We start from the raw sequence: 26263 nt of genomic DNA, 5'->3' as shown, positions 1-26263 counted from the left end.
TCAATGCCGGAAATGCATCATGGATCTGCGCCAGCTGCGCTACTTCATCGCCCTCAACGAACACCGGAGTTTCGTCCGTGCCGCCGACGCCATGGGCATCACCCAGCCGGCCTTCAGCCGCAGCATCCAGGGCCTGGAGCAGGAGCTGGGCTGCCGCCTGGTGGACCGCGCCAGCAAGGATCTGCGCCCTACCCCCGAGGGCCAGGTGGTGCTGCAGCACGCGCTGAGCCTGGTGCAGGGCGCGAGCAACCTGAGCCACGCCATCGCCCAGTTGAACAAGCTGGATTCCGGCGAGCTGCGCTTCGGCTGCGGTCCGGCGCCGGCGCAGAAACTGGTGTCGGATGCGGTGGCGCAGTTCGTTCGGCGCTACCCGCGCCTGCACATCCAGTTCGGGGTGGACAACTGGGAACGCCTGGCGCGCAACCTGAGCCGCGAGGAGATCGAATTCTTCGTCGCCGACATCCGCCACTTCGAAGCCGACCCCAACTTCCAGACCCGCCCGCTCAGGCCGCGCAACGGCCTGTTCTTCTGTCGCCAGGGGCACCCGCTGCTGGCCAAGGAGAGCCTCTCCACCAACGACCTGTTCGCCTACCCGCTGGCCGCCGCACTGATCCCCTCCAGCGCGCGCAAGATGCTGGCGAACCTCAGCGGCAAGATCGACGTCACCACCAACATCCAGTGCGAGGACATGGCTTCGCTGGTGCGCATCGTCAGCCAGACCGACGCCATCGGCATCGCCGTCGAGGAAGCGGTGGGCGAGCCGATGCGGCGTGGCGAGCTGGTGCACCTGCATTTTCGCAACCTGCCGGTCAACGTCGACATCCTCCAGGCCCGCTGCGGCATCGTCACCCGCACCGGCGACCGTCTCTCGGCGGCGGCGCGGGCGATGATCGAGCTGCTGGTGGAGTTGGATGGGGAGGCGGCGTGAGTGACGACGCTGGAGGCCGTCCAGTTTTCGTAGGATGGCGTGGAGCGAAGCGATACCCATCGCGGCGGATAACGCTGCGCGTTATTCGCCCTACAGGTGTTCATCCTGCAACGTGGGTGCTGTGACAAGCCTTCGCGGACAAGGGCTAGGCGCCCCCGTCTCTCCTACAGGAGCACAGCTCCGCTCTGGCTCTGGCTCTGGCTCTGGCTTTAAAGACTTCCAGAGAAATATCCGCACGCACCGGAGCGCCCCTTCAGGAGGCCGAGTGGAATCGGAGTTTCAGGGGTTGAGCGGCATGGATGCCGCGAGAGCGTCGTCGGGCCAGGGATGGCCCGTCGACGCGTGCCCCTGAAACTTCGATGGAGCGAGGGAAGTCCCGCGAAGCGGGACCCGGATGATGGGGCAAGACCTTTTGGTTCCTTTTGGGGCGTTTGCCAAAAGGGACTCGCCCGAGGGGGCGAAACAAAATCTCTCAGTGCACGTCGAAGCGGCGCAGAAACACCTAACCCCGATACGGCGGATAACGCCAGAGACGTTACTCGCCCTACGAAGAGCAAGAACATCGCGGACGGAGTCCGCTCCTACGAAATCAGTGCCTCCTGTCCGCAATAGGCGCCCTGTCTCACTGAACCACCGCCACCGGCTGCCCGGCAATCTGCTTGCCCGCCGCCTCCTGCAACTCTGGCTTCGCCCAATCCGCCGCCTTGAACTCGCGCCGGATCAACCCGTAGCGCTTCGCGGCCTGGATGGAAGCATCCAGTTTCGCCAGGAAGTCCGCATCCAACTTCGCCGACAACACCTCCGCCAGCGCGCGATCCCGGTACTCGCTGTTGAAGATCAGCGCCGGGTAACTGGCCTGCTTCGACACCAGCTCGATATACGCATCGCGATTGGTCTCGGCGCTGGCCCACTGCACCGCCTGCAGCTGCACTTTCAGCAGCCGCTCGGTGAGGTCGGGATGGGCGTCGACGAACGTGCCGTTGCCCACCAGCCCCGCCTGCAGGGTGCCGGCGCCGCCCAGGTCGTGGGTGCTCAATACGATGTCCGCCAGGCCCTTCTCGCGCAGGGCGAACAATCCCGCCAGCCCCCAGGTGGCATCGATCTGCCGGGCAGCCAGGGCCGCCAGCGCGGCGCTGAAGTCGAGGTTGATCACCTTCAGGTCCTTCTCCGAGAGCCCGGCGCTGGCCAGAGCGTTGTCGAACGACAACTGGCTCGCGGTGCCGCGGAAGATACCCACGCGCTTGCCCTTGAGGTCGGCCAGGGACTTGATGCCGGAGCCCGGCTGTACGCCCAGGTAGTGATTGACGTCGCGCGCGGTGGCGGCCAGCAGGCGGGTGTCCAGCCCGCTGGACTTGCCGATGATCGCCGCGAGGTCGCCCAGGTAGGCGAAGTCCACCTGGTCGTTGGCGAGGGCCTCGTTGATCACCGGGCCGGCGCCCTTGAAGAAGGTCCACTTGACCTGGATGCCATCGGCGGCGAACTCCTTCTCCAGCAACTGGCGGGTGTGCAGCACGTCCACGATACCGCCGCCGGACGGCTTCGGGCCGGCGCTGACATCAGGCACGGCGATGCGGATTTCCTTCACCGGCGCGGCCTGGGCGAAGGTCGGGTAGGCGCCGAGCAGACCGGCCAGCAGCGGCGCGGCGAAGAGGGACAGCAACTGTTGGGTGAGGGCCTTCATGGCGCCTGCCTCCTGCAATGGATGAATGCGTGGGAGGCACTAAAGGCAGCTCCTGGTCCGCGAATAAAATAATAAAAACTTATTTTTTAGTAACTGAAAGACCTAAATCAGATGCGCTCGGGCTCCGCGCGGAAATGCCCGGAAGGCATAAAAAATATTCCTCGAATGCATTGGCCGCAGCGGAGGGGCTTCCCTTAAATGACCTTTCTTAGCTCATAAATGCATTGATTGGATTTTTCATATTCCAATGAAGAATATTATTAAAGCCTCCGGCCTTGCCCTCCCCACTCCCCGTCCGGCGCTCGTCACACCGCGCCTGCCGTGGGCTTCAACCTCCCGCGCGCTGCCCTGGCTGGTGCCGGCCATGCTGGCGCTGCTGTGGTGGATCGCCAGCCACCGGCACTGGATGTCGGCGCAGATCCTGCCGACCCCGGAGCTGGTGCTTCAGACCGCCCGCGAGCTGCTCGGCGGCGAGCTCTGGCTGCAACTGGGCATCAGCCTGAAACGCCTGGCCTGGGGCCTGTTCGCCGGCATCGCCAGCGGGCTCGCCCTGGGCGCCTGGCTGGGTTTCAGCCGGCGGGCCGAGCGGCTGATCCTGCCGACCTTCAGCGCCCTGGCGCAGGTCCCGACCCTGGCCTGGATTCCGCTGTTCATGCTGTTCTTCGGCATCGGCGAGCTGCTCAAGCTGGTGGTGCTGATCAAGGCGGTGATCGTCCCGGTCACCCTGCACACCCTGGTCGGCGTGCGTGACGCCCAGCCGCGCCTGCGCGAGGCCGCCGCCGTGCTGCGCCTGCCGCGTCACCTGCTGGTGTGGCGGCTGATCCTGCCGGCGGCGCTGCCCTCTTTCCTCTCCGGCGTGCGCCTGGCCCTGGCGCAGGGCTGGACCTCGCTGCTGGCCGTGGAGCTGCTGGCTTCCAGCGAAGGCATCGGCTACCTGATGGTGCAGGCGCGCCAGTTGTTCATGCTCGACACCGTGTTCGTCTGCATCCTGGTCATCGGCCTGGTGGGCGCGGCGATGGACCGGGGTATCCAGGCCCTGGACCGACGCCTGCTGCACTGGCCGCAACAGGCCGCCGGGGAGCTGCGCCGCAGCGCGCGCGGCCACGGCTGGCAGCGCCTGCAACCCTGGTTGCTGCCCTTTGCGCTGCTCGCCCTGTGGCAGGCCGCCAGTGTCTTCGCCTGGGTCGATCCGGCGATCCTCGCCAGCCCCGCGTCAGTGGCCGCCGCCCTGTGGCAGGGACTGCTCGACGGCAGCCTGCCCGGCGCACTGCTGAGCAGCCTGCAACGCGCCCTCGGCGGCCTGCTGCTGGGCGGTACGCTGGGCTTCGGCCTGGGTCTCGCGCTCGGCCTGCTGCGTCCCGCCGAACGATTGTTAGGCCCGAGCTTCGCCGCGCTGCGGCAGGTGGCGATCTTCGCCTGGGTGCCGCTGCTCACCGCCTGGTTCGGCCTGGGCGAGACGGCCAAGGTGGTGTTCGTCGGCCTCGCGTCCTTCTTCCCGCTGCTGCTGGCCACCCAGCGCGGCGTCGCCAGCCTGCCGCCGCAACTGAGCGAAGCGACCCTCGCCCTGCGTCTGTCGCCGTGGCAGCGGCTGCGCCGGCTGGTGCTGCCGGGTGCCGCGCCCTCGGTGTTCGCCGGCCTGCGCCTGGCGCTGATCTACGCCTGGCTGGGCACCATCGGCGCCGAGTACTTCATGCCGTCCAACGGCGGCATCGGCAGCCTGATGATCGGCGCCCAGCAGCTGTTCCGCATGGACCTGGTCGGCGCCGGCATGTTGCTGGTCGGCCTCACCGGCGCACTGCTCGCCGCCCTCGGACACCGCCTTGAAGCGCACGCGACGCGCTGGAGACACGCATGAACGCCTTCACTTCCCCGGCGCTGGTGAGCTTTCGCCAGGTCGCCAAGACCTTCCCCGTGGACGGCCGCGAACTGCAGGCCATCGAACGCTTCGACCTGGAGATCGCCGACGGCGAGTTCATCGCCATCGTCGGCGCCAGCGGCTGCGGCAAGTCCACCCTGCTGCGCCTGCTGATCGGCCTGGACCGCGAGTTCCAGGGCGAAATCCGCATCGCCGGCAAACCCATCGACGGCATCGGCGGCGAACGCGGCATCGTGTTCCAGGAGCACCGGCTGTTCCCCTGGCTGACGGTGGAACAGAACGTCGAACTCGGCCTGGTCAACGAACCGTTGAGCGCCACCGGCAAGGCCGGCAAGGTCGCCGACTACCTGCAGCTGGTGGGCCTGAAGGGCTTCGAGCGGGCCTACCCGCACCAGCTTTCCGGCGGCATGGCGCAGCGCGTGGCCATCGCCCGGGGGCTGGTGGCGAGCCCGCGCATCCTGCTGCTGGACGAGCCCTTCGGCGCCCTCGATGCCCTCACCCGCCAGCAGTTGCAGGAAGAGCTGCTGCGCATCCGCCAGCGCGAGCGGATCACCACCGTGCTGGTCACCCATGACGTGGAGGAGGCGCTGTTCCTCGCCGACCGCGTGGTGGTGATGGCGCCACGGCCGGGGCGGATCAAGCGCATCGTCGAGGTGCCGCTGGCGCATCCGCGCGAGCGCGGCGGCTTCGACTTCCTGCGCCTGCGCGAGGCGCTGCTGCACGAGTTGACCGGCGATGGCGACTACCTCGCGCCGCAGCCCAGGCGGGTGGAAGACCTGCCGTTCGAGTTCATTGCCTGCTGATCCAAACAACCCCGCCCTTGTAGGAACGAGGGGGACGCCCAGTCCTTGCTCGCGAACAAACCCCGCTGCGGAGCGGTTCGCGAGCAAGCTCGCTCCTACGAAAAGCCAACCTAGCGAGTCCGACCATGAACAAACGCCCCAACTTCCTCGTCATCGTCGCCGACGACCTCGGCTTCTCCGACCTCGGCGCCTTCGGCGGCGAGATTTCCACCCCGAATCTCGACACCCTGGCCCTCGACGGCCTGCGCCTGACCGATTTCCACACCGCGCCGACCTGCTCGCCCACCCGCTCGATGCTGCTCACCGGCACCGACCACCACATCGCCGGCATCGGCACCATGGCCGAGGCGCTGACCCCGGAGCTGGAAGGCAAGCCCGGCTACGAGGGTTACCTCAACGACCGCGTGGTCGCCCTGCCCGAGCTGCTGCGCGAGGCCGGCTACCAGACGCTGATGGCCGGCAAGTGGCACCTGGGCCTGACGCTGGAACAGGCGCCCCACGCACGGGGCTTCGAGCGCTCCTTCTCGCTGCTGCCCGGCGCCGCCAACCACTACGGTTTCGAACCGCCCTACGACGAGAGCACACCGCGCATCCTCAAGAGCACCCCGGCGCTGTACGTCGAGGACGACCGATTCATCGACGAGCTACCGGCGGACTTCTATTCCTCCGATGCCTTCGGCGACAAGCTGCTGCAGTACCTCAAGGAGCGCGACCAGAGCCGGCCGTTCTTCGCCTACCTGCCGTTCTCCGCGCCGCACTGGCCGTTGCAGGCGCCCAAGGAGGTGGTCGACAAGTACCAGGGTCGCTACGACGCCGGCCCCGAGGCGCTGCGCCTGGAACGCCTGGAGCGGCTCAAGCAGCTGGGTCTGATCGGCGCCGACGTGAAGGCGCATCCGCTGCTGGCCATCAGCAAGGAATGGGCGCAGCTCGGCGCCGAGGAAAAGGCCCGGTCGGCACGGGCGATGGAGGTCTACGCGGCGATGGTCGAGCGCCTGGACTGGAACGTCGGCCGCATCGTCGAGTACCTGCGCCAGCAAGGCGAACTGGACAACACCTTCGTGCTGTTCATGTCCGACAACGGCGCCGAGGGCGCGCTGCTGGAAGCCTTCCCGCGCTTCGGGCCGGATCTTCTGAGCTTCCTCGACCAGCACTACGACAACCGCCTGGAGAACATCGGCCGCGCCAACTCCTACATCTGGTACGGCCCGCGCTGGGCCCAGGCGGCCACCGCGCCGTCGCGGCTGTACAAGGCCTTCACCACCGAGGGCGGCATCCGCGTACCGGCGCTGGTGCGCTACCCATCGCTCCAGCGCCAGGGCGAGATCAGCCACGCTTTCGCCACGGTGATGGACATCACCCCGACCCTCCTCGACCTGGCCGGCGTGCGCCACCCCGGCAAGCGCTGGCGCGGCCGCGAGGTCGCCGAGGTACGCGGCAAGTCCTGGCTGGGCTGGCTGTCCGGCGAGACGGAGCAGGCCCACGACGAGAAGACCGTCACCGGCTGGGAGCTGTTCGGCATGCGCGCCATCCGCCAGGGCGACTGGAAGGCGGTGTACCTGCCGGCGCCGGTCGGCCCGGCCACCTGGCAGCTCTACGACCTGGCCAGCGACCCCGGCGAGACCCGCGACCTGGCCGAGGAACAGCCGGCCCGGCTGGCCGGGCTGATCGAGCACTACCAGCAATACGTCAACGAAACCGGGGTGCAGGACGCGCCACCGCCCTTCCTATTGCGCTGAGCCATCGGCATGCGCGAACGGCTGGCCCGTAATGCCAATCCCGGCGCGTCCTGCCACTCCCCAAGCGTCTGCAGCCCCTATCGTACGGGGCTTTCAGACTACCGTCCGTCGCCAAAGGCGAAGCCCGGACAACGGCGTCTCCGGCAAAAACCTCTCTAGATCAGGCCCCCCGCAGAATGCCGGCAAAATAGCGTCAATTTGACATCACCCAACAGCGCTCTAGCTTTAAGAAGCCAGGCCGACGCACTGCTTAGGACCTACCCCAGCAGCCGCGCGGTTCCCCGATCTGGCGCTCGGCAACGGAGTGCACCATGCGCGATACCCGACTCGATTCGCCTGCGGTTCAGGCCACCGGCCAGGGCTGGCCGAAACGCCTGGTTATCCAGTCGCTGCCCTGGGCGGTGGTGGCCGGGCTTTGCTGGGCAGGCGTGCCGTTCTGGATGCTGCTGCCGGTGGGCTGGCTCTCCAGCCTGGTGCTGAGCACCCTGCTGGTCGGCCCCGCCCAGGCGCAAACGACGGCGCAGCAGGTCAGCCTGGACAGCGAACAGCTGCCGCAATGGCGCCCGTTGCAGGAGGCCGTGGAAACCCACCTGGCCAACCTCAACGGCCACACCCACCAGGTCGACGGCATCCTGCACCACGCCATCGCCCAGCTCACCGACAGCTTCCACGGCCTGGCCGAGCGCATCGACACCCAGCGCGGCCTGTCCCACTCGCTGATCGAGCGCTACGACGGGCGCGGCCACCTGGACGACGACATCGACTTCCAGCGCTTCATCCACGCCACCCAGGAAACCCTCGGGCTGTTCGTCGAGGCCACCCTGGAAACCAGCCGCACCTCGCAGCAACTGGTGGAACGCATGGACCGCGTCACCCACAAGATCGGCGAGATCCTGCAGTCCACCCAGGACATGGACGCCATCGCCAAGCAGACCAACCTGCTGGCCCTGAACGCCGCCATCGAGGCCGCCCGTGCCGGCGAAAGCGGCCGCGGTTTCGCCGTGGTGGCCGACGAGGTACGCGCGCTGTCCACCCGTTCCACGCACTTCTCGCAAGCCATCCGCGAACACGTCGACGTGGTCTACCACGAGATCAAGGACGCCGAGGGCGCCATCGCCCAACTGGCCGACAAGGACATGTCCTTCGCCCTCGACTCGCGCCAGAAGATCCAGAGCATGCTCGACGACCTCGACGCGATGAACCAGCACACCCTCAAGGTGGTGCAGGAGCTGGACCGGATTTCCCTGGAGGTGGGCGACGGCGTCAACGCGGCGGTCACCGCCCTGCAATTCCAGGACATGAGCAGCCAGTTGCTGGGACAGATCGGCAAGCACGGCGCGCGTCTCGCTGCGCTGGCCGTCGGCCTCGGCGCGCTGGATGGCCGCGAGCCCCGGGAATGGGGCGAGCGCCTGCGTGCGGAAGTCGCCGAACTCGACCGCCCGCTGAACAACCCGGTGGCGCAGACCAGCCTCAGCGCCGGAGAAGTCGAGCTGTTCTGAGTGCACCCACCCGACGGATGCAAAGGAGGCAGTGACATGTTGCAGTCGATCATCGAGTACCTGGCCAACATCGCCCTGGTGGGCTGACGCCGGCCCATCTCCCCGAATGCCAGCCCCTGGGAACAAGGAGTAGTCACGCAATGGGAAAGCAGATTCTGATCGTCGACGACTCGGCCTCGATCCGGCAGATGCTGAGCTTCACGCTCAAGTCCGCCGGCTATGACGTGGACGAGGCCGTGGACGGCAGGGACGGCCTGGGCAAGGCCCAGCGCAAGACCTACAACCTGGTCTTCACCGACCAGAACATGCCGAACATGGACGGCCTGTCGCTGATCCGCAGCCTGCGCGACATGGCCGGCTACCGCAGCGTGCCGATCCTCATGCTGACCACCGAGTCCAGCGATGCCATGAAGCAGCAGGGCAAGAGCGCCGGCGCCACCGGCTGGCTGGTCAAGCCGTTCGACCCGCCCAAGCTCCTTGAAGTGACCCGCAAGGTCCTGCCGTAGGGGAACCCCAGATGGCTAACGGTATGGAGCAATTCCTCCAGGTCTTCTTCGAGGAAACCGACGAACACCTGGCCACCCTCGAACTGCTGCTGATCGGGCTCGACCTCGATCAGCCGGACGCCGAGGCGCTCAACGGCATTTTCCGCGCGGCCCACTCGATCAAGGGCTCCAGCGGCATGTTCGGCTTCGACGACCTGACCGCCGTCACCCACGAACTGGAAACCCTGCTCGACCGCATCCGCTGCGGGCAGACCGCCCTACGCGCGGAGATGATCGGGGTGTTCCTCGAGGCCCGCGACGTATTGCAGCGCCTGCTCGACGCCCACCGCGACCAGTGCCCGGACCCGAGCGCGCCGGTGCAGGCCACGGTGCAGCGCCTGCGCGCCTGGCTGGCGGAGCCGGCAGAGAGTACGGCGCTTGGCTTCTTCGACGAGGCGCCGGGTACGCCCCGGGCGGCCAGCGACGACGATGCGTTCGGTTTCTTCGATGACGCCCCCGGCACGCCCTCCAGCGAACCCGCGGCCGCCCACGAAGACTTCGGTTTCTTCGACGACGCGCCCGGTACGCCGGGCGCTTCCAGCGAGGTCGCACCGGCGTCCGCGCCGGCGCCGGCCAAGCCCGTGGCGGCGGCGCGCGCGGACTGCCGCAGCGAGGGCGAGTCCAGCTCGATCCGGGTCAGCGTCGAGAAGATCGACAGCCTGATCAACCTGGTCGGCGAACTGGTGATCACCCAGGCCATGCTCAGCCAGCTCAGCGAGGACCTCGACCCCACGCACTACGAGCGTCTGCAGCAGGCCCTGGCGCAACTGGAGCACAACACTCGCGACTTGCAGGAATCGGTGATGTCGATCCGCATGTTGCCGATCAGCTTCATCTTCAGCCGCTTCCCGCGTCTGGTACACGACACCTCGGCGCGCCTGGGCAAGCAGGTCGAGCTGATCCTCCAGGGCGAGCACACCGAGCTGGACAAGAGCGTCATCGAGAAGCTCAGCGACCCGCTCACCCACATCGTGCGCAACAGCATCGACCACGGCATCGAGACGCCCGCCGAACGCCTGGCCGCCGGCAAGCCGGCGCAGGGCTCGGTGAAGCTCGCCGCCAGCCACCAGGGCGGCAGCGTGGTGGTGGAAATCTCCGACGACGGCCGAGGCCTGTCCCGCGAGCGCATCCTCGCCAAGGCCCGCGAGAAGGGCATGGCGGTGCACGACGGGATGACCGACGCGGAGGTCTGGCAACTGATCTTCATGCCCGGCTTCTCCACCGCCGAGGCCGTCACCGAGCTCTCCGGGCGCGGCGTCGGCATGGACGTGGTGCGGCGTAACATCCAGGCCATGAGCGGGCGCATCGAGATCGACTCGGCCGCCGGCATGGGCACCCGCCTGGGCATCCGCCTGCCGCTGACCCTGGCCATCCTCGACGGCCTGATCGTCGCGGTGGAGAAGGTCAACTACGTGATCCCGCTGACCTACATCGTCGAGTCGCTGCAGGCCCGCGCCGACGACGTGCGCGGCATGGCCGGCGACGAGGCGGCGGTGATCCGCGTGCGCGGCGAGTACCTCCCGCTGTTCTCCCTGCACGCGCTGCTGCACATCGACGCAACGCCCTTGCCGCCGGAGCAGGCGATCGTGGTGATCCTCGAATCCGAGGGCAAGAGCTTCGCCCTGCAGGTGGACGAACTGGTGGGCCAGCAGCAGGTGGTGATCAAGAGCCTGGAACAGAACTTCCGCCGGATCGACGGGATCGCCGGCGCCACCATCATGGGCGACGGCAGCGTCGCCCTGATCCTCGATGTCGACGCCCTGCCGCGCCTGGCGGCACAAGGAGAAACCACCCATGAGCGCCACTGAAGCCAGCCTCGCGGCCAGCCCCGCGCAGGAGTACCTGACCTTCACCCTGGGCCGCGAGGAATACGCCATCGACATCCTGCGGGTGCAGGAAATCCGTGGCTACGACCAGGTCACCGCGATCGCCAACGCGCCCGCCTTCATCAAGGGCGTGATCAACCTGCGCGGCGCCATCGTGCCCATCGTCGACCTGCGCATCAAGTTCAACCTGGCCGACATCAGCTACGACCAGTTCACCGTGGTGATCATCCTCAACGTCGGCCGGCGCATCGTCGGCGCGGTAGTGGATTCGGTCTCCGACGTGATCGCCCTGGCCGGCGAGGAGATCAAGCCGCCGCCGGAGTTCGCCGCCAGCTTCGATACCCGATACCTGCTCGGCCTGGCCACCGCGGGCGAGCGGATGCTGATCCTGGTGGACATCGAAAAACTCATGACCAGCCGCGAGATGGCGCTGGTCGATGAAGCCGCCGCCTGACTGCCACACGACAAAAAAAGATTGAGCCGAGGATAACGACAATGGGTCTGTTCAACGCACACGCCGTGGCGCAGCAACGCGCCGACCGCATCACCGCCCTTCTCCACAGCCTGGTCGACGGCAACCTCGATGTCGCCATCGGCGAGGCCCCCGCGCCCGGTTACGAGCGCCTCTACGACGGCCTGCGCAGCGTGCAGCGCACCCTGCGCGAGCAGCGCGCGGAGCTGGCGCAGAACGAGGCCCTGGAGGCCGGCCTTGCCGAGATGAGCCACCAGCACGAGCTGGGCTGGATCGACGAAGTGATCCCGGCGGACAGGCTCAGCGGCCGCCCGGCACACATCGCCAAGGGCATCAACGAGTTGGTCGCCTCGCACATCGCGGTGAAGATGAAGGTGGTGGCCACCGTCACCGCCTACGGCAAGGGCGACCTCTCGCCGGAGATGGACCGTCTGCCGGGCAAGAAGGCGATGATCACCGAGGCCATCGACGGCGTGCGCGCCAGCCTCAGGGCCAGCGCCGACGCCGCCGAGTACAACGCCGGGATCAAGAGCGCGCTGGATAACGTCTCGGCCAACGTGATGATCGCCAACAACGACCTCGACATCATCTACATGAACCGCACCGTCAGCGAGATGCTCGGCCGCGCCGAGGCGGACATCCGCAAGCAGTTGCCGAACTTCAACGCCAGCCGCCTGATGGGCGCCAACATCGACATGTTCCACAAGAACCCGGCACACCAGCGCACCCTGCTCGCCCACCTCAGCGGACGCTACCAGGCCGAGCTGAACCTCGGCGGCCGGCGCTTCGCCCTGGACGTGGTGCCGGTGTTCAGCGATGCCGGCGAGCGCCTGGGCTCGGCGGTGCAATGGACCGACCGCACCGAGGAGTTCCGCGCCGAACAGGAGGTCTCGCAACTGGTGGAGGCCGCCGCCGGCGGCGACTTCAGCAAGCGCATCGAGGCGTCCAACAAGGACGGCTTCTTCCTCAAGCTGGCCACCGGCCTGAACAACCTGGTGGAGACCGCCGACAAGGGCCTGCGCGACGTCACCCGGATGCTCGGCGCGCTGGCCCAGGGCGACCTGACCCAGCGCATCGACGCCGACTACCAGGGCACCTTCGGCGAGCTCAAGGACTACTCCAACGAAACCGCGCAGAGCCTGTCGCGCATGCTCGGGCAGATCCGCGAGGCCGCCGACACCATCCACACCGCCGCCAGCGAGATCGCCAGCGGCAACGCCGAGCTGTCCACCCGCACCGAGCAGCAGGCTTCGAGCCTGGAGGAAACCGCTTCGAGCATGGAGGAGCTGACCAGCACGGTGAAGCTCAACGCCGAGAACGCCCGCCAGGCCAACTCGCTGGCGGTGAACGCCTCGGAAGTCGCCACCGAAGGCGGCAGCGTGGTGCAGAAGGTGGTCGGCACCATGTCGGCCATCAACGACTCGGCGCGCAAGATCGCCGACATCATCGGCGTGATCGACGGCATCGCCTTCCAGACCAACATCCTCGCACTGAACGCCGCGGTTGAAGCCGCCCGTGCCGGCGAGCAGGGCCGTGGCTTCGCGGTGGTGGCCGGGGAAGTGCGCACCCTGGCGCAACGTTCGGCCGCCGCCGCCAAGGAGATCAAGACGCTGATCAACGACTCGGTGGACAAGGTGGAGAACGGCAACACCCTGGTCGCCCAGGCCGGCCAGACCATGAGCGACATCGTGGTGGCGATCAAGCGCGTCACCGACATCATGGCCGAGATCGCCGCCGCTTCCGCCGAGCAGAGCAGCGGCATCGAGGAGGTGAACGGCGCGGTGTCGCAGATGGACGAGATGACCCAGCAGAACGCCGCCCTGGTGGAAGAGGCCGCGGCCTCGGCCGAGGCCCTGCAGGAGCAGGCCGGGCTGCTCAACCAGTCGGTTTCGGTGTTCAAGCTCGACACCTCGGCCACCGTGGTGCCCCTGGCCGTCGCCCGCCCGGCGCGGGCCGAGGCGCCAGCGCACGCCTCCCGCGCCGCGCGCGGGGTGGCCAAGGCGGTGCGGGCCAAGGGCAAGGAAGAGGATTGGGAAGAGTTCTGATCGGGCGGGGCGCAGGGATGGCGGCGGCCGGAGCAATGGGAGGGCCGGTCGCCGCGAGCGGACCAGGGAAGGTTGGAGATGAGCCCGGTATGCAGGGGCTCTTCACCGGGGACAGGGGGCCGTAAGAGCCCCCTCACCCTGACCCTCTCCCGAGAGAGAAGGCTGGGGGTGAGGGCAAGGCCACCGCGCCAGACTCCCCCGAGCATCCAGAAATTCGAATGACGCGCCCAGAACACACGGATCGACCCCATGCCCAACATTGACCTGCCGGCCCCCGACCATGAGTTCCACTACACCCGCCGAGACTTCCAGCAGGTGCGCGAACGCCTGTACCGGCACGCCGGCATCAGCCTCTCGGAGAACAAGCAACAACTGGTCTACAGCCGCCTTTCCCGGCGCCTGCGCAACCTGCGGCTGAACAGCTTCGCCGAGTACTTCGCCTACCTGGAGGACCACGAGGAAGAGTGGCAGCAATTCGTCAACGCGCTGACCACCAACCTCACCGCGTTCTTCCGCGAACGCCACCACTTCGAGCACTTGGCGCGCTTCGCCGAGGAACAGCTGCGCGACCACCGTCCACTGCGCATCTGGTCGACCGCCTCGAGCACCGGCGAAGAGCCCTACTCCATCGCCATGACGCTGGTGGACGCCCTGGGCAGCTTCACCCCGCCAGTGCAGATCATGGCCTCGGACATCGATACCGGCGTGCTCCACAGCGCGCGCCAGGGCATCTACCCGATGGAGCGCCTGGAAGCGCTGGACAGCAGCCAGAAGAAACGCTTCTTCCTGCGCGGCACCGGCGACAACACCGGCAAGGCGCGGGTGGTCGGCGAACTGCGGCAACTGGTGGAGTTCCGCCAGATCAACCTGCTCGACGCCCACTGGGGCATCAGTGGCGGGCTCGACGCGATCTTCTGCCGCAACGTGATGATCTACTTCGACAAGCCGACCCAGACCCGCCTGCTCGAACGCATGGTGGGCCTGCTGCGCCCCGGCGGGCTGCTGTTCGCCGGGCATTCGGAAAACTTCGTCCACGCCAACCACCTGGTGCGCTCGGTGGGCCGCACCACCTACCAGGCGGCGGGGTCGGCCTGAGATGAGCGCAGCCTACGCGCCCCTCAACCGCTACCACGACCCACGCTTCGGCATGGACGCGGTCAAGCTGCTGCCCGGCGAATGCTTCGTCACCGCCGAGGAACTGATGATCGTCACCGTGCTCGGCTCCTGCGTCTCGGTCTGCCTGCGCGACCGCAGCAGCGGGCTGGGAGGGATGAACCACTTCATGCTGCCCGGCGACGCCGGCACCCGCCGCCTGCTGTCCAGCTCCGGGCGTTACGGCGTGCACGCAATGGACCTGCTGATCAGCGCCCTGGTGCGCCGTGGCGCCCAGCGGCGGAACTTCGAGGCCAAGGTGTTCGGCGGCGGCTCGGTGCTGCAGAACCTCAGCGCCGACGTCGGCCAGCGCAACGTCGAGTTCGTCCTCGACTACCTGGGCGCCGAGGGCATTCCGGTGCTCGCCCAGGACCTGCTCGACGTGCACCCGCGCAAGGTCTACTTCTTCCCCGGCAGCGGCCGGGTGCTGGTGCGCAAGCTGCGCGTGCTGGCCAACGACACGCTGCTGCAGCGCGAGCGGCAATACCGTCAGCAACTGTCGCGGCAGACGCGCGGCGGGACCATCGATCTGTTCTGAAGGGAGGGCGGCATGACGATCAGGGTTCTGGTGGTCGACGATTCGGCGCTGGTCCGCAGCCTGCTCAAGGACATCATCCAGGGCGACCCGGAGCTGCACCTGGTGGGCTGCGCGCCGGATGCCTTCGCCGCCCGCGACCTGATCAAGCAGCACTCGCCGGACGTGATCACCCTCGACGTGGAAATGCCGCGCATGGACGGCCTGACCTTCCTCGACAAGCTGATGAAGGGCCGGCCGACCCCGGTGCTGATGATCTCCTCGCTCACCGAAACGGGCTCCGAGGCCACCCTGCGCGCGCTGGAGCTGGGCGCCATCGACTTCATCGCCAAGCCGCGCCTGTGCATCGCCGAAGGCATGCAGGCCTACGCCGAGGAAATCCGCGCCAAGCTCAAGACCGCCGCCCGCGCGCGGATGCGCAGGCCCAGCGTGGCCACCGGCGCGAGTGCCACCGCCGGCGGGCCGCTGCTGAGCACCGAGAAGATCATCGCCATCGGCGCCTCCACCGGCGGCACCGAGGCGATCAAGGAAGTGCTGCTGGGACTGCCGCCGGACTGCCCCGGCACCGTGGTCACCCTGCACATGCCGCCGGGCTTCACCAGATCCTACGCCGAACGGCTGGACCGCCAGACCCGCCTCTGCGTACGCGAGGCCCGCGACGGCGACCGCATCCTCCCCGGCCACGTACTCATCGCTCCCGGCGACTTCCACATGGAAGTGCGCCGCAGCGGCGCCAACTACGTGGTGCACCTGCAGCACGAGGCAGCGGTCAACGGCCACCGGCCGGCGGTGGACGTGATGTTCGACTCCCTCGCCCGCTGCGCCGGGCGCAACCTGCTGGCGGCGCTGCTCACCGGCATGGGCAAGGACGGCGCGCGGGGCCTGCAGGCCATCCGTCAGGCCGGCGGCCACACCATCGCCCAGGACGAGGCCAGTTGCGTGGTCTACGGCATGCCCCGCGAGGCGGTGGAGCTGGGCGCGGCGAAGGAAGTCCTGCCGCTGGAACGCATCGCCGCCGCCCTGCTGCAACAGGCCCGGCAGAGCGGTGGAGGAAATCGCGTCTAGTGGTGCACGAAACCCAAACGCCATCTAAGCGATATTTCAGACAATGGCTAGACTCCTGAGAGTCGATTGTGTGACGTCAGAATTATGGCGTTCCGCCATCAATTTGGTTTGATTGTGCCCGTATACAAACTGCACAATTGAGCTTTCGCCAAAAGACCGGCAGACGGCGGGCGACGAGGAGAATTGAGAGAGCCATGGCGGCAAGATGGGGGTTGCGCGGTAAATCGGTGGTGGCATTGCTCATCGCCTGTCTTCTGGCACTGGTACCGGCGGTATTGCTGGGCTGGAAGGCGATGGAAGACATCCGCACACATTTCGGCCTCGCCTTCGCGAGGAACTTCACCCTGCTCAACCAGCAGAAGATCATCGCTCCGGTGATCCGCGAGCTGGCGCTTTCGCGTCGGCTGGCCGAGTCCGTGGTGACGCAGGACTGGATGCTCGACGAGAACGATCCGGCGCGCCGCTCGCTGTTCTTCCGCGAAGCCGACGGCTACCGCGCCGACCAGCGCAACTACTCCTATTTCGTCGTGGTGGACGCCTCGCGCCATTACTACTTCAACGACTCCAGCTCGCCGCTCTCGAACTCCCCGCGCTACACCCTGAGCGAGAACGACCCGCAGGACCGCTGGTACTTCGACACCCTGGCGCGCGGCGAGTCGTACAACATCAACGTCAACTACGACGCCAAGCTCAAGGTCACCAAGGTCTGGTTCAACATGGTGGTCCGCGCCGGCAACGAAAAGGTCGGCCTGGCCGGCGGCGGCCTGGATCTCACCGAGTTCCTCGATCAGTTCATCTCGCGCCGCGAGGCCGGGGTGACGCCGATGATCGTCGACCCCGACGGCGCCATCCAGGCGCACCCGGACACGCGCATGATCGCCTTCTCCTCCGGCGCCGGCGCCAAGGCCAAGCACCGCGTGTTCGACCTGCTCGGCAGCGACCAGGACCGCGCCGCCCTGCGCCAGACCCTGCGCCAGGCCGAGGCCAACCCCGGCGAAGTGGAAACGATGTGGGCGACGCTCGACGGCAAGGAACAGCTGCTGGCGATGGCCTACATCCCGCAGTTGCGCTGGCACGTGCTCAGCGCCATCGACCTGCACGCCGCGCAGGTGCTCGACAGCCGCTGGATGTGGCCGCTGGCGGGCACCCTCGCCGGGCTGCTGGCGATCCTCCTGCTCGGCTTCGCCTACACCGTCGACCTGCTGGTGCTGCGCCCGCTGCGCGGCCTCAAGCAATCGGCCAAGGCGATTGCCGCCGGCCAGTACGACAGCCCGTTGCCGCGCACCCGCCCGGACGAGATCGGCGAGCTGTCGTCCGCCTTCGCCAGCATGGCCGACCAGGTCCGCCGGCATACCGAGGAACTGGAAGACAAGGTGCAGCAGCGCACCCAGGCGCTGGAAGCGGCCAACCGCGAAATGGCCGCCGCGCAGAAGAAGATCGGCGACTCCATCGACTACGCCAGCCTGATCCAGCGCGCCATCCTCCCCGACCGCCAGTTGCAGAAGTCCCTGGGCGAGCACCACTTCGTCCTGTGGAAACCGCGCGACGTGGTCGGCGGCGACTTCTACATCTACCGCGAAGGCCCCCACGACAGCCTGATCGGCGTAGTCGACTGCGCCGGTCACGGCGTCCCCGGCGCGCTGATGACCATGCTCGCCCTGGCCGCCATCGACCACGCCATCGACAGCGTGCAGAGCCACGACCCGGCGGCCATCCTGCGCGAAACCGACCACGTCATGCGCGGCATGCTCAGCCAGGAGGAGTTCACCCACTCCCTGGCCACCAACATGGACGCCGGCCTGGTGCGCGTCGACCACCAGCGCAAGCGGCTGCATTTCTCCGGAGCGAAGATTTCCCTGTTCGCCAGCGACGGCACCGACGTGCGCGAGCACAAGGGCGCGCGCCGCGCCATCGGCGACAAGCGCCAGGGTGACTATCAGGATGTGGAAGTCCCGATGCAGGCCGGTTGGACCTACTACCTGTGCACCGACGGCTTCCTCGACCAGGCCGGCGGCGAACACGGCTTCGGCTTCGGCAACAGCCGCTTCGCCGACATGCTGCGCAGCCACGCGTGCCGACCACTGGCCGAGCAGGCGGACGTATTCGCCGCTACCCTCGCCCGGTATCAGGGCGAGCGTCCGCAGCGCGACGACATCACCATCCTCTCCTTCCGATTCGACTAGGGGTATTCCATGGAATCGCTAGATCTGTTGGCCATGCGCGAGAGCTACACCCGGCAACGCATACTGCTCTGCTTCAACGGGCCCATCTCGCGCAGCCTGATCGAAGAAATCGGCCATGCCCTGCGCAACTACCTGCAGGCCGAGCAGGCGCATCCCAGCGAAGCGATGGACGTGTTCGCGGTCTACATCGAAATGCCCCAGAACATCCGCCATTACGCCTCCCTGCGCGGCTACGGCGAACAGGATGCCTCGGCCACCGTCGCCATCGCCCGCGACGAGGAAGGCCACTACGTGGTTTCCGCCGGCAACCTGGTGGAACTGGAAGACGGCCGCAGCCTGGTGCGCAGCATCGAGAGCATCGCCGACCTGGACAAGGTCCAGCTCAAGGCCGCCTACAAGGAACAGCTGCGCCGCCCGCGCGATGCCGAAGCCACCACCGGCGCCGGCCTGGGCCTCTTGGACATCGCCCGCAAATCCAACGCGCCGCTCAAGACTTCCCTCACCGAACAACCCGACGGCCGCGCCTTCTTCAGCCTGCGCGCCGTGATCTGAACACGCGAATCCAGGGACACCCAGCCATGACCAACCTCAACATCGCAGGAACCCAGTCCACCCCATCGATCCACGGCGACTGGCAGGCCGGCACCCTCACGATGCAAGGCGACTCCTACCCGGAAAACTCCTATGAACTGTTCGGCCAGGTGATCGAATGGGTCGAGCGCTTCCTCGCCGGGGAACAACGCCCGCTCACGCTCGACCTGCGCCTGCTATACCTCAACACCAGCTCCATCAAGGCCATGATGGATATCTTCGACCTGCTCGAAGAGGCCCACCGCGAAGGCCGCGCCGCCGCCGTCGCCTGGCACTACGACCGACGCAACGAGCGCGTCGCCGAGCTGGCCGAGGAGTTCCGCGAGGACTGTACCTTCCCGTTCGTCATCCAAGCCTACGACGAGTAAGAGCCATGACAAGCGAGCGCGAGCTGGACCTGCTGATCGACGAACTGCTGGCCGACCCCCAATACGAGGGGCACCCCCTGCGCGAGGCGCTGTACCTCAAGCACCAGCAATCGCTCGACCAGCTCGCGCGCCTGGAACGCATCGCACGGATTTCCGACGGCTTCCAGTCCATGGCCCGGGCGCAGAACTCCACGCTGTCCGAGCGCTACCACAAGCAGCTGCGCCAACTGGAAAAGGTCGCGCGCATCTCCGACCGCTACCAGGACATGATGCGCGACCTCAACGTCGCCCTGCGCGAAGCCGCCACCCACGACCCGCTCACCGGTATCGCCAACCGCCGCCTGCTGATGGAGCGCCTGCGCGAGGAAAGCGAACGCGCCCAGCGCCACCACGACACCTACGTCCTGGCCATGCTCGACGTGGACCACTTCAAGCAGGTCAACGACATCTGGGGCCACGACATCGGCGACCGCGTGCTGGTGGAAATCGGCCGCGCCATACAGGCCGCGCTGCGCCAGTACGACCTCTGCGGGCGCTGGGGCGGCGAGGAGTTCCTCCTCCTCCTCCCGGAAACCCGCCTGGCCGACGCCGCCGCCATCATCGAACGCGTGCGCAACGACATCCGCTGCCTCGCCGTACGCGTGGGTACCGACGCCCTGTCCGTCACCGCCAGCTTCGGCGTGGCCGAACACCAGCCCGGTGAAAGCTACTCGCAGACCGTCAGCCGCGCCGACGCCGCCCTGCTGGATGCCAAGCGCAGCGGGCGCGACAAGTGCGCGTTCTCGCAGGGCTGAGCGGAAGCCGGACGACAAGTTCGCCCCCGGCAATCCGCCGCTGGAGAGCTGGATATACGGCCCCGGCAACGGCGCCTACCGCTGCCTGTCCGTCCGCGACACCGCCCTAGCGAACGGCCCGAGCGCCCCTCTTCCGACGCAATCGCGGACCGAAGTGCGCAGAAAGCCCCTTGCAGGAGCGGACCCGCCTTTGCCCCCTCCTCCCTACCCAACCCGCCGCCAGCTCCCTAGACTGGCGCTTTCGCCAATCCGGAGCGCCCCATGCAATCCACCTTCAACTTCACCCTCGGCGTCGACCCGCACGCACGCCACGTGGTCATCCAGGGGCTGCTCGCCTACAACTTCGAACAGATGGGCCGCAGCAACACCTACGACGACTTCGAACTCTACGCCCGCGACAAACAAGACGAGGTGGTCGGCGGCATGTTCGGCCAATCCGGCATGGGCTGGCTCTATATCGACTATCTCTGGCTGCCGAACGACCAGCGCGGCAGCGGCCTGGGCAGCCAGCTCATCGCCCTCGCCGAAGACGAAGCCCGCCGCCGCGGCTGCGTCGGCCTGTTCCTCTACACCTACAGCTTCCAGGCGCCGGGCTTCTACGAGAAACAGGGGTTCGAACGCATGGGCGTGCTGGAAGACTGTCCGCCGGGGCACCAGCGGATCTACCTGAAGAAGCACTTCGGCTGACCACGGAAGGAACTCGCCTGTACGCCAGGCGATGAACCCCCGCAGGAGCGGACTCCGTCCGCGATGCTCTTGTGGCGGGACGAACTCGGCGCACGCCTGAGACTTCGGTTGGGCAGCTCTTCGCAGGATGGTGTGGGGCGAAGCGATACCCATCGCGGCGGGCCAGCTGCTTTTCGTAGGCGCGAGCTTGCTCGCGAACAGAATTACCCGGCCGCATCGGTGTTGGGCGGTTCGCGAGCAAGCTCGCTCCTACAGTGTCCATCCTGCGGCGTAAGTGCAGCGGCTGATGGCGCGTGTCGCGGATGATAGAGCCCAGGCATTGAGCAGCATGGGTACCGCTACGGACTGCGGGCCAGCTGCTTTTCGCAGGCGCGAGCTTGCTCGCGAACAGAATTACCCGGCCGCATCGGTGTTGGATGGTTCGCGAGCAAGCTCGCTCCTACAGGTATTCATCCTGCGGCGTAAGTGCAGCGGCTGATGGCTGCGTGCCGCGGATGATAGAACCCAGGCATTGAGCAGCATGGGTACCGCTACGGACTGCGGGCCAGCTGCTTTTCGTAGGAGCGAGCTTGCTCGCGAACAGAATTACCCGGCCGCATCGGTGTTGGGTGGTTCGCGAGCAAGCTCGCTCCTACAGGTATTCATCCTGCGGCGTAAGTGCAGCGGCTGATGGCGCGTGCCGCGGATGATAGAACCCAGGCATTGAGCAGCATGGGTATCGCTTCGCTCCCCCCATCACCTGATCCAAGAATGAAAAGGCCGGTCATTCGACCGGCCTTTTCATTCACCCCAGGTCCTGCCTGGGAAGGCCTGACGGCCCTATGACCTTACCGCGCCGCCCAGGCGTTGAAGCGCTGCTCCAGTTGCTCGCCATGATCGGTCCAGAAGGTCACATCCACCGGAATCTGCTGCTCGATGTTCTGTGGCGCGGTGGGGAGTTCAGCCACGCGCTGGGCGTCCAGCAGCTCCATCCCCTTGAGGTTGGCGGCGCCGTAGTCGATGTGCTGGGAGAAGCTCTTCTGCTGCTCGGGTGCGAGGGTGTAGCCGATGAACTGGCGGGTCATGTCCTGCTGTGGCGCGCCCTTGGGGATGGCCCAGGAGTCGAACTCATAGATGCCGCCGTTCCACACGATGTCCAGGCCGTACTGCTGGCGCTGCTGGGCGGAGAGGCGGCCGTTGTAGACCGAGCTCATGACCACGTCGCCGGCGGCGAGGAATTGCGGCGGCTGGGCACCGGCCTCCCACCACTGGATGTGGGGTTTGATCTGGTCGAGCTTGGCGAAGGCGCGGTCCTGCCCCTGCGGGGTGGCGAGCACCTGGTAGACCTCGGCGGGCTTCACGCCGTCGGCGAGCAGGGCGAACTCCAGGGTGGACTTGGCCAGCTTGCGCAGGCCGCGCTTGCCGGGGAATTTCTCGACGTCCCAGAAATCGCTCCAGCTGGTCGGCGCGCTGGCGAGTTTGTTGCGGTTGTAGGCGAGCACCGTGGAGTAGACCAGGAAACCGATGCCGCAAGGCTGGATCGCACCAGGCACGAAGTCTTCCTGCTTGAGGCCGATCTGCGCCGGGTCGAGCTCTTCGAACATGCCCTCGTCGCAGCCACGGGCCAGTTCGGCGCCTTCCACTTCGACGACGTTCCAGGCGACGCTGCCGGTGGCGACCATCGCTTTGATCTTGGCCATTTCACCGTTGTATTCGCCGGACACCAGGCGGTTGCCGCTGTTCTGCTGCCAGGGCTTGTAGAAAGCCTTGACCTGGGCGTCCTTGTTGGCGCCGCCAAAGGACACGACGGTGAGGTCGCCAGCGAACGACTGGCTGGTGGCGGCGAGAGCGATCGCCAGGGAGGTGCGCTTGAGGATCTTGATCATTATTGTTGTCTCCACGTTGCAGGGTGTTGCGTCCATTACGTTCGGGGTGCCGGCGGGCCGGCGCTCGATGCCTACAGTGGTTGGTCGCTTGCTTGTCGTGGGCGCGACCAGGGCCCCCGGCGATGCACGGATCGCCGTGTGTGCGGTATCAGGATGCGGAAAGAAAAAAGGCATGGTCGGTAGCGACCATGCCTTTTTCGTCAGCCTCAGCCGTTGCTGGGGAAGGCGAACTGCGCGGCTTCGTGCGACTTGCGCTGCGGCCAACGCTGAGTGATGGCCTTGCGCTTGGTGTAGAAGCGCACGCCGTCCGGGCCGTAAGCGTGGAGGTCGCCGAACAGCGAACGCTTCCAGCCGCCGAAGCTGTGGTAGGCCACCGGTACCGGCAGCGGGACGTTGACGCCGACCATGCCGACTTCGATCTCGTCGCAGAACAGGCGGGCCGCTTCACCGTCGCGGGTGAAGATGCAGGTGCCGTTGCCGTATTCGTGGTCGTTGATCAGCTGCATGGCTTCTTCCAGGCTGTTCACGCGCACGATGCAAAGCACCGGGCCGAAGATTTCTTCCTGGTAGATGGTCATGTCCGGGGTCACCTTGTCGAACAGGGTGCCGCCGATGAAGAAGCCGTTCTCGTGACCGGCAACCTTGAAGTTGCGGCCGTCGACCAGCAGCTGCGCGCCTTGCTCGACGCCGGCGTCGATGTAGCCGGTGACCTTGGCCTGCGCCGCGCCGGTAACCAGCGGGCCCATGTCGAGGCCGCAGTTGGTGCCGGCACCGATCTTCAGGGCCTTGATCTGCGGAACGATCTTCTCGACCAGCGCATCGGCGATCTGGTCGCCCACGCAGACAGCTACGGAGATGGCCATGCAGCGCTCGCCGCAGGAGCCGTAGGCCGCGCCCATCAGGGCGCTGACGGCGTTGTCCAGGTCGCAGTCGGGCATCAGCACGGCGTGGTTCTTGGCGCCGCCCAGGGCCTGCACGCGCTTGCCGCGCTTGGTGCCTTCGGAATAGATGTACTCGGCGATCGGGGTCGAGCCGACGAAGCTCAGAGCCTTGACTTCCGGGGCCTCGATCAGCGCGTCCACGGCTTCCTTGTCGCCGTGCACGACGTTCAGCACGCCCTTGGGCAGGCCGGCTTCTTCGAACAGTTCGGCGATCAGCAGGGTGGAGCTCGGGTCACGCTCGGACGGCTTGAGGATGAAGGTGTTGCCGCAGGCGATGGCCAGCGGGTACATCCACAGCGGAACCATCGCCGGGAAGTTGAACGGGGTGATGCCGGCAACCACGCCGATGGGCTGGAAGTCGCTCCAGGCGTCGATGTTCGGGCCGACGTTGCGGCTGTACTCGCCCTTGAGGATTTCCGGGGCGGCGCAGGCATATTCGACGTTCTCGATACCGCGCTTGAGTTCACCGGCGGCGTCTTCGAGGGTCTTGCCGTGTTCTTCGCTGATCAGCTGGACGATGCGCTTCTCGTTGGCTTCCAGCAGTTGCTTGAAGCGGAACAGGACCTGGGCACGCTTGGCCGGCGGGGTGTTGCGCCAGGCCGGGAAGGCGGCCTTGGCGGCGTCGATGGCCTGCTGGATGGTTTCGCGGCTGGCCAGGGGGACCTTGCGCACGGCTTCGCCGGTGGACGGGTTGAAGACGTCGGCGCTACGGCCGGTGTCGGCGATCAGTTCGCCGCCGATCAGGTGCTTGACGGTGGTCATGTGCTGTCTCTTCTCGCTGAAAGTGTGGGGCGGGATGCTTTCAGGCGTCCCTCACCCCAAGCCCTCTCCCAGAGGGAGAGGGAATTTAGTCGGTGGCGGGCAGCGGGGCCCGCCGGGACGGCCACTCTAAGGCGACGGCTCCGGCGCTGCCTGCTTGCGTGCCCGCGCGCTTACGGTTGCTTGAGCTCGATCTCGATGAAGGCCACTTCGTGATCGCAGGGATTGATCACGTTGTGTTCGGTACCGATCTGGCGGGTGTAGCTCTGGCCCAGGACCAGCGGCGCGCGCCGCTCGCCTTCGGGGGTTTCCAGCAGCAGCTCGCCATTGGTCACCGGGACCACGACGTACTCCATGCCGTGGCGGTGCCAGCCGGTCTCGGCACCAGGGGCGAAGCGCCACTCGGTGACCAGGACCTTGTCGTTGTCGATCTGTACCGTCGGCACGGCCTGCGGACGCTGGCTCACTTACGCCACCCCGTTGAGTGCGTCGCCCACGGCGCTGAACAGGCGGTCCAGGTCCTCGGGCTTGGCGTTGAAGGTCGGGCCGAACTGCAGGGTGTCGCCGCCGAAGCGCACGTAGAAGCCTTCTTTCCACAGCTTCATGCTGGCTTCGAACGGACGCACGATGGCGTCGCCGTCACGGCCGGCAATCTGGATCGCGCCGGCCAGGCCGCAGTTGCGGATGTCGATGACGTTCTTCGCGCCCTTCAGGCCGTGGATGGCCTTCTCGAAGTACGGCGCCAGCTCGGCGGATTGCTGGATGAGGCTTTCCTTCTCCAGCAGGTCCAGCGCGGCGATGCCGGCGGCACAGGCGACCGGGTGCGCGGAGTAGGTGTAGCCGTGGCCGAACTCGACGGCGTATTCCGGCAGGTTCTGGCCCATGAAGGTGTCGTAGATTTCGCTGCTGGCGATCACCGCGCCCATCGGGATGGCGCCGTTGGTGACCTGCTTGGCGACGTTCATGATGTCCGGGGTCACGCCGAAGTATTCGGCGCCGGTGGCCTTGCCCATGCGACCGAAGGCGGTGATCACTTCGTCGAAGATCAGCAGGATGTTGTGCTGGTCGCAGATTTCGCGCAGGCGCTGCAGGTAGCCCTTCGGCGGCACCAGCACGCCGGCGGAACCGGACATCGGCTCGACGATGACGGCGGCGATGTTGGAGGCGTCATGCAGTTCGATCAGCTTGAGCAGCTCGTTGGCCAGCTCCACGCCGCCGGTCTCGGCCATGCCCGGAGTGAAGGCCATGCCCGGCTGCAGGGTGTGCGGCAGGTGGTCGACGTCCATCAGCTGGCCGAACATCTTGCGGTTGCCGCCGATGCCGCCCAGGGCGGTGCCGGCGACGTTCACGCCGTGGTAGCCGCGGGCGCGGCCGATCAGCTTGGTCTTCTGCGCCTGGCCTTTGATGCGCCAGTAGGCACGGGCCATCTTGATGGCGGTGTCGGCGCACTCGGAGCCCGAGCCGGTGAAGAACACGTGGTTCAGGTTGCCGGGGGTCATCCGGGCGATCTTCTCGGCCAGCTTGAAGGACAGCGGGTGGCCGTACTGGAAGCCCGGGGAGTAGTCGAGGGTGGTCAGCTGCCTGGACACCGCGTCGGCGATTTCCTTGCGCGAGTGACCGGCGCCGCAGGTCCACAGGCCGGACAGGCTGTCGTAGATCCTGCGGCCCTTGTCGTCGACCAGGTAGCTGCCCTCGGCGCCAACGATGATGCGCGGGTCCTTGTGGAAATTGCGGTTGGCGCTGAAGGGCATCCAGTGAGCCTTCAGGTTCAGTTCGCTGGCCACTGACGGGGTAACGTTCACGTGCTGGTTCATGGAGCTGGTCCTCGACGACAGTCTTGTTGGGCGCGCAGGCCGCGTCGTGCCTGCTGCGATGGTTCAAGATTGGGCCTGACTTAACGTGAGTTAAAGCC

General features: G+C 66.9%; 22 protein-coding genes. 17 read left to right on the top strand and 5 right to left on the bottom strand.

Annotated features, from left to right (window positions below; all coding sequences use genetic code 11):
• Nucleotides 1-19 precede the first annotated feature (19 nt).
• A complete protein-coding gene (locus H681_RS00840) occupies nt 20-928 on the top strand; it encodes a LysR family transcriptional regulator (protein ID WP_015474940.1) in 909 nt (302 codons plus the stop codon).
• A 622-nt stretch (nt 929-1550) separates the two neighbouring features.
• Here H681_RS00840 and H681_RS00835 read toward each other — a convergent pair.
• Entirely contained in the window at nt 1551-2609 is a 1059-nt protein-coding gene (locus tag H681_RS00835) for an ABC transporter substrate-binding protein (RefSeq protein ID WP_015474939.1), read from the bottom strand.
• A 247-nt stretch (nt 2610-2856) separates the two neighbouring features.
• On the opposite strand from H681_RS00835, the gene H681_RS00830 reads away from it, so the two are divergent.
• The 16 genes from H681_RS00830 (at nt 2857) to H681_RS00755 (ending at nt 20786) form a co-directional block, all read left to right on the top strand.
• Nucleotides 2857-4464: an ABC transporter permease gene (locus tag H681_RS00830; protein WP_086009534.1), complete on the top strand. Its 1608-nt coding sequence runs from the start codon at nt 2857-2859 to the stop codon at nt 4462-4464.
• Nucleotides 4461-5288 (top strand): ABC transporter ATP-binding protein, encoded by an 828-nt coding sequence (locus tag H681_RS00825; protein ID WP_015474937.1) that lies wholly within the window; start codon nt 4461-4463, stop codon nt 5286-5288. Before H681_RS00830 ends, H681_RS00825 begins: the two co-directional genes overlap by 4 nt.
• A gap of 125 nt (nt 5289-5413) precedes the next feature.
• Complete coding sequence (locus tag H681_RS00820) at nt 5414-7024, top strand: arylsulfatase (protein WP_015474936.1); 1611 nt, start codon at nt 5414-5416, stop codon at nt 7022-7024.
• A gap of 311 nt (nt 7025-7335) precedes the next feature.
• Nucleotides 7336-8523, top strand: a complete 1188-nt coding sequence (locus H681_RS00815) for a methyl-accepting chemotaxis protein (RefSeq protein ID WP_015474935.1) — start codon at nt 7336-7338, stop codon at nt 8521-8523.
• 140 nt (nt 8524-8663) lie between these two features.
• Nucleotides 8664-9029: a response regulator gene (locus H681_RS00810; protein ID WP_015474934.1), complete on the top strand. Its 366-nt coding sequence runs from the start codon at nt 8664-8666 to the stop codon at nt 9027-9029.
• A gap of 11 nt (nt 9030-9040) precedes the next feature.
• Complete coding sequence (locus H681_RS00805; protein ID WP_041711649.1) at nt 9041-10876, top strand: chemotaxis protein CheA; 1836 nt, start codon at nt 9041-9043, stop codon at nt 10874-10876.
• Nucleotides 10863-11348, top strand: a complete 486-nt coding sequence (locus H681_RS00800; protein ID WP_015474932.1) for a chemotaxis protein CheW — start codon at nt 10863-10865, stop codon at nt 11346-11348. Before H681_RS00805 ends, H681_RS00800 begins: the two co-directional genes overlap by 14 nt.
• Before the next feature lie 41 nt (nt 11349-11389).
• On the top strand, nt 11390-13411 hold the full coding sequence (locus H681_RS00795) for a methyl-accepting chemotaxis protein (protein ID WP_015474931.1): 2022 nt from the start codon (nt 11390-11392) through the stop codon (nt 13409-13411).
• A gap of 249 nt (nt 13412-13660) precedes the next feature.
• Nucleotides 13661-14506: a CheR family methyltransferase gene (locus H681_RS00790; RefSeq protein ID WP_015474930.1), complete on the top strand. Its 846-nt coding sequence runs from the start codon at nt 13661-13663 to the stop codon at nt 14504-14506.
• Between the two features lies 1 nt (nt 14507).
• The gene (cheD, locus tag H681_RS00785) at nt 14508-15101 is read left to right on the top strand and encodes a chemoreceptor glutamine deamidase CheD (protein ID WP_015474929.1); all 594 of its coding nucleotides are present in this window, start codon (nt 14508-14510) and stop codon (nt 15099-15101) included.
• A gap of 12 nt (nt 15102-15113) precedes the next feature.
• The gene (locus H681_RS00780) at nt 15114-16163 is read left to right on the top strand and encodes a protein-glutamate methylesterase/protein-glutamine glutaminase (RefSeq protein ID WP_015474928.1); all 1050 of its coding nucleotides are present in this window, start codon (nt 15114-15116) and stop codon (nt 16161-16163) included.
• A 194-nt stretch (nt 16164-16357) separates the two neighbouring features.
• Complete coding sequence (gene siaA / locus H681_RS00775) at nt 16358-18346, top strand: biofilm regulation protein phosphatase SiaA (RefSeq protein WP_051070415.1); 1989 nt, start codon at nt 16358-16360, stop codon at nt 18344-18346.
• Between the two features lie 9 nt (nt 18347-18355).
• A complete protein-coding gene (gene siaB, locus H681_RS00770) occupies nt 18356-18898 on the top strand; it encodes a biofilm regulation protein kinase SiaB (RefSeq protein ID WP_015474926.1) in 543 nt (180 codons plus the stop codon).
• 26 nt (nt 18899-18924) lie between these two features.
• Nucleotides 18925-19305 (top strand): biofilm regulation phosphoprotein SiaC, encoded by a 381-nt coding sequence (gene siaC, locus H681_RS00765; RefSeq protein ID WP_015474925.1) that lies wholly within the window; start codon nt 18925-18927, stop codon nt 19303-19305.
• Nucleotides 19306-19310: 5 nt separating this feature from the next.
• Complete coding sequence (gene siaD, locus H681_RS00760; protein ID WP_015474924.1) at nt 19311-20099, top strand: biofilm regulation diguanylate cyclase SiaD; 789 nt, start codon at nt 19311-19313, stop codon at nt 20097-20099.
• Nucleotides 20100-20360: 261 nt separating this feature from the next.
• Nucleotides 20361-20786: a GNAT family N-acetyltransferase gene (locus H681_RS00755; protein WP_015474923.1), complete on the top strand. Its 426-nt coding sequence runs from the start codon at nt 20361-20363 to the stop codon at nt 20784-20786.
• Nucleotides 20787-21613: 827 nt separating this feature from the next.
• Here the strand turns inward: H681_RS00755 and H681_RS00750 are convergent.
• The 4 genes from H681_RS00750 to H681_RS00735 form a co-directional block, all read right to left on the bottom strand.
• Nucleotides 21614-22651: an extracellular solute-binding protein gene (locus tag H681_RS00750; RefSeq protein WP_015474922.1), complete on the bottom strand. Its 1038-nt coding sequence runs from the start codon at nt 22649-22651 to the stop codon at nt 21614-21616.
• 206 nt (nt 22652-22857) lie between these two features.
• Nucleotides 22858-24354 (bottom strand): CoA-acylating methylmalonate-semialdehyde dehydrogenase, encoded by a 1497-nt coding sequence (locus H681_RS00745; RefSeq protein ID WP_015474921.1) that lies wholly within the window; start codon nt 24352-24354, stop codon nt 22858-22860.
• Nucleotides 24355-24524: 170 nt separating this feature from the next.
• Nucleotides 24525-24818 carry a cupin domain-containing protein gene (locus H681_RS00740; RefSeq protein WP_015474920.1) on the bottom strand — a complete coding sequence of 98 codons (294 nt, stop codon included), beginning with the start codon at nt 24816-24818 and terminating at the stop codon, nt 24525-24527.
• The gene (locus tag H681_RS00735) at nt 24819-26165 is read right to left on the bottom strand and encodes an aspartate aminotransferase family protein (RefSeq protein WP_015474919.1); all 1347 of its coding nucleotides are present in this window, start codon (nt 26163-26165) and stop codon (nt 24819-24821) included.
• Between the last annotated feature and the right edge of the window lie 98 nt (nt 26166-26263).

The organism is Pseudomonas sp. ATCC 13867, assembly GCF_000349845.1.
GTDB lineage: Bacteria > Pseudomonadota > Gammaproteobacteria > Pseudomonadales > Pseudomonadaceae > Pseudomonas.
The sequence above is the reverse complement of the archived record's forward strand: the minus strand, read 5'-3'. Positions and strand labels throughout refer to the sequence as shown.

Coding starts and splice junctions, on each gene's coding strand:
- H681_RS00840 (WP_015474940.1), top strand. CDS start 20: ATGGATCTGCGCCAGCTGCGCTACTTCATCGCCCTCAACGAACACCGG.
- H681_RS00835 (WP_015474939.1), bottom strand. CDS start 2,609: ATGAAGGCCCTCACCCAACAGTTGCTGTCCCTCTTCGCCGCGCCGCTG.
- H681_RS00830 (WP_086009534.1), top strand. CDS start 2,857: ATGAAGAATATTATTAAAGCCTCCGGCCTTGCCCTCCCCACTCCCCGT.
- H681_RS00825 (WP_015474937.1), top strand. CDS start 4,461: ATGAACGCCTTCACTTCCCCGGCGCTGGTGAGCTTTCGCCAGGTCGCC.
- H681_RS00820 (WP_015474936.1), top strand. CDS start 5,414: ATGAACAAACGCCCCAACTTCCTCGTCATCGTCGCCGACGACCTCGGC.
- H681_RS00815 (WP_015474935.1), top strand. CDS start 7,336: ATGCGCGATACCCGACTCGATTCGCCTGCGGTTCAGGCCACCGGCCAG.
- H681_RS00810 (WP_015474934.1), top strand. CDS start 8,664: ATGGGAAAGCAGATTCTGATCGTCGACGACTCGGCCTCGATCCGGCAG.
- H681_RS00805 (WP_041711649.1), top strand. CDS start 9,041: ATGGCTAACGGTATGGAGCAATTCCTCCAGGTCTTCTTCGAGGAAACC.
- H681_RS00800 (WP_015474932.1), top strand. CDS start 10,863: ATGAGCGCCACTGAAGCCAGCCTCGCGGCCAGCCCCGCGCAGGAGTAC.
- H681_RS00795 (WP_015474931.1), top strand. CDS start 11,390: ATGGGTCTGTTCAACGCACACGCCGTGGCGCAGCAACGCGCCGACCGC.
- H681_RS00790 (WP_015474930.1), top strand. CDS start 13,661: ATGCCCAACATTGACCTGCCGGCCCCCGACCATGAGTTCCACTACACC.
- cheD (WP_015474929.1), top strand. CDS start 14,508: ATGAGCGCAGCCTACGCGCCCCTCAACCGCTACCACGACCCACGCTTC.
- H681_RS00780 (WP_015474928.1), top strand. CDS start 15,114: ATGACGATCAGGGTTCTGGTGGTCGACGATTCGGCGCTGGTCCGCAGC.
- siaA (WP_051070415.1), top strand. CDS start 16,358: ATGGCGGCAAGATGGGGGTTGCGCGGTAAATCGGTGGTGGCATTGCTC.
- siaB (WP_015474926.1), top strand. CDS start 18,356: ATGGAATCGCTAGATCTGTTGGCCATGCGCGAGAGCTACACCCGGCAA.
- siaC (WP_015474925.1), top strand. CDS start 18,925: ATGACCAACCTCAACATCGCAGGAACCCAGTCCACCCCATCGATCCAC.
- siaD (WP_015474924.1), top strand. CDS start 19,311: ATGACAAGCGAGCGCGAGCTGGACCTGCTGATCGACGAACTGCTGGCC.
- H681_RS00755 (WP_015474923.1), top strand. CDS start 20,361: ATGCAATCCACCTTCAACTTCACCCTCGGCGTCGACCCGCACGCACGC.
- H681_RS00750 (WP_015474922.1), bottom strand. CDS start 22,651: ATGATCAAGATCCTCAAGCGCACCTCCCTGGCGATCGCTCTCGCCGCC.
- H681_RS00745 (WP_015474921.1), bottom strand. CDS start 24,354: ATGACCACCGTCAAGCACCTGATCGGCGGCGAACTGATCGCCGACACC.
- H681_RS00735 (WP_015474919.1), bottom strand. CDS start 26,165: ATGAACCAGCACGTGAACGTTACCCCGTCAGTGGCCAGCGAACTGAAC.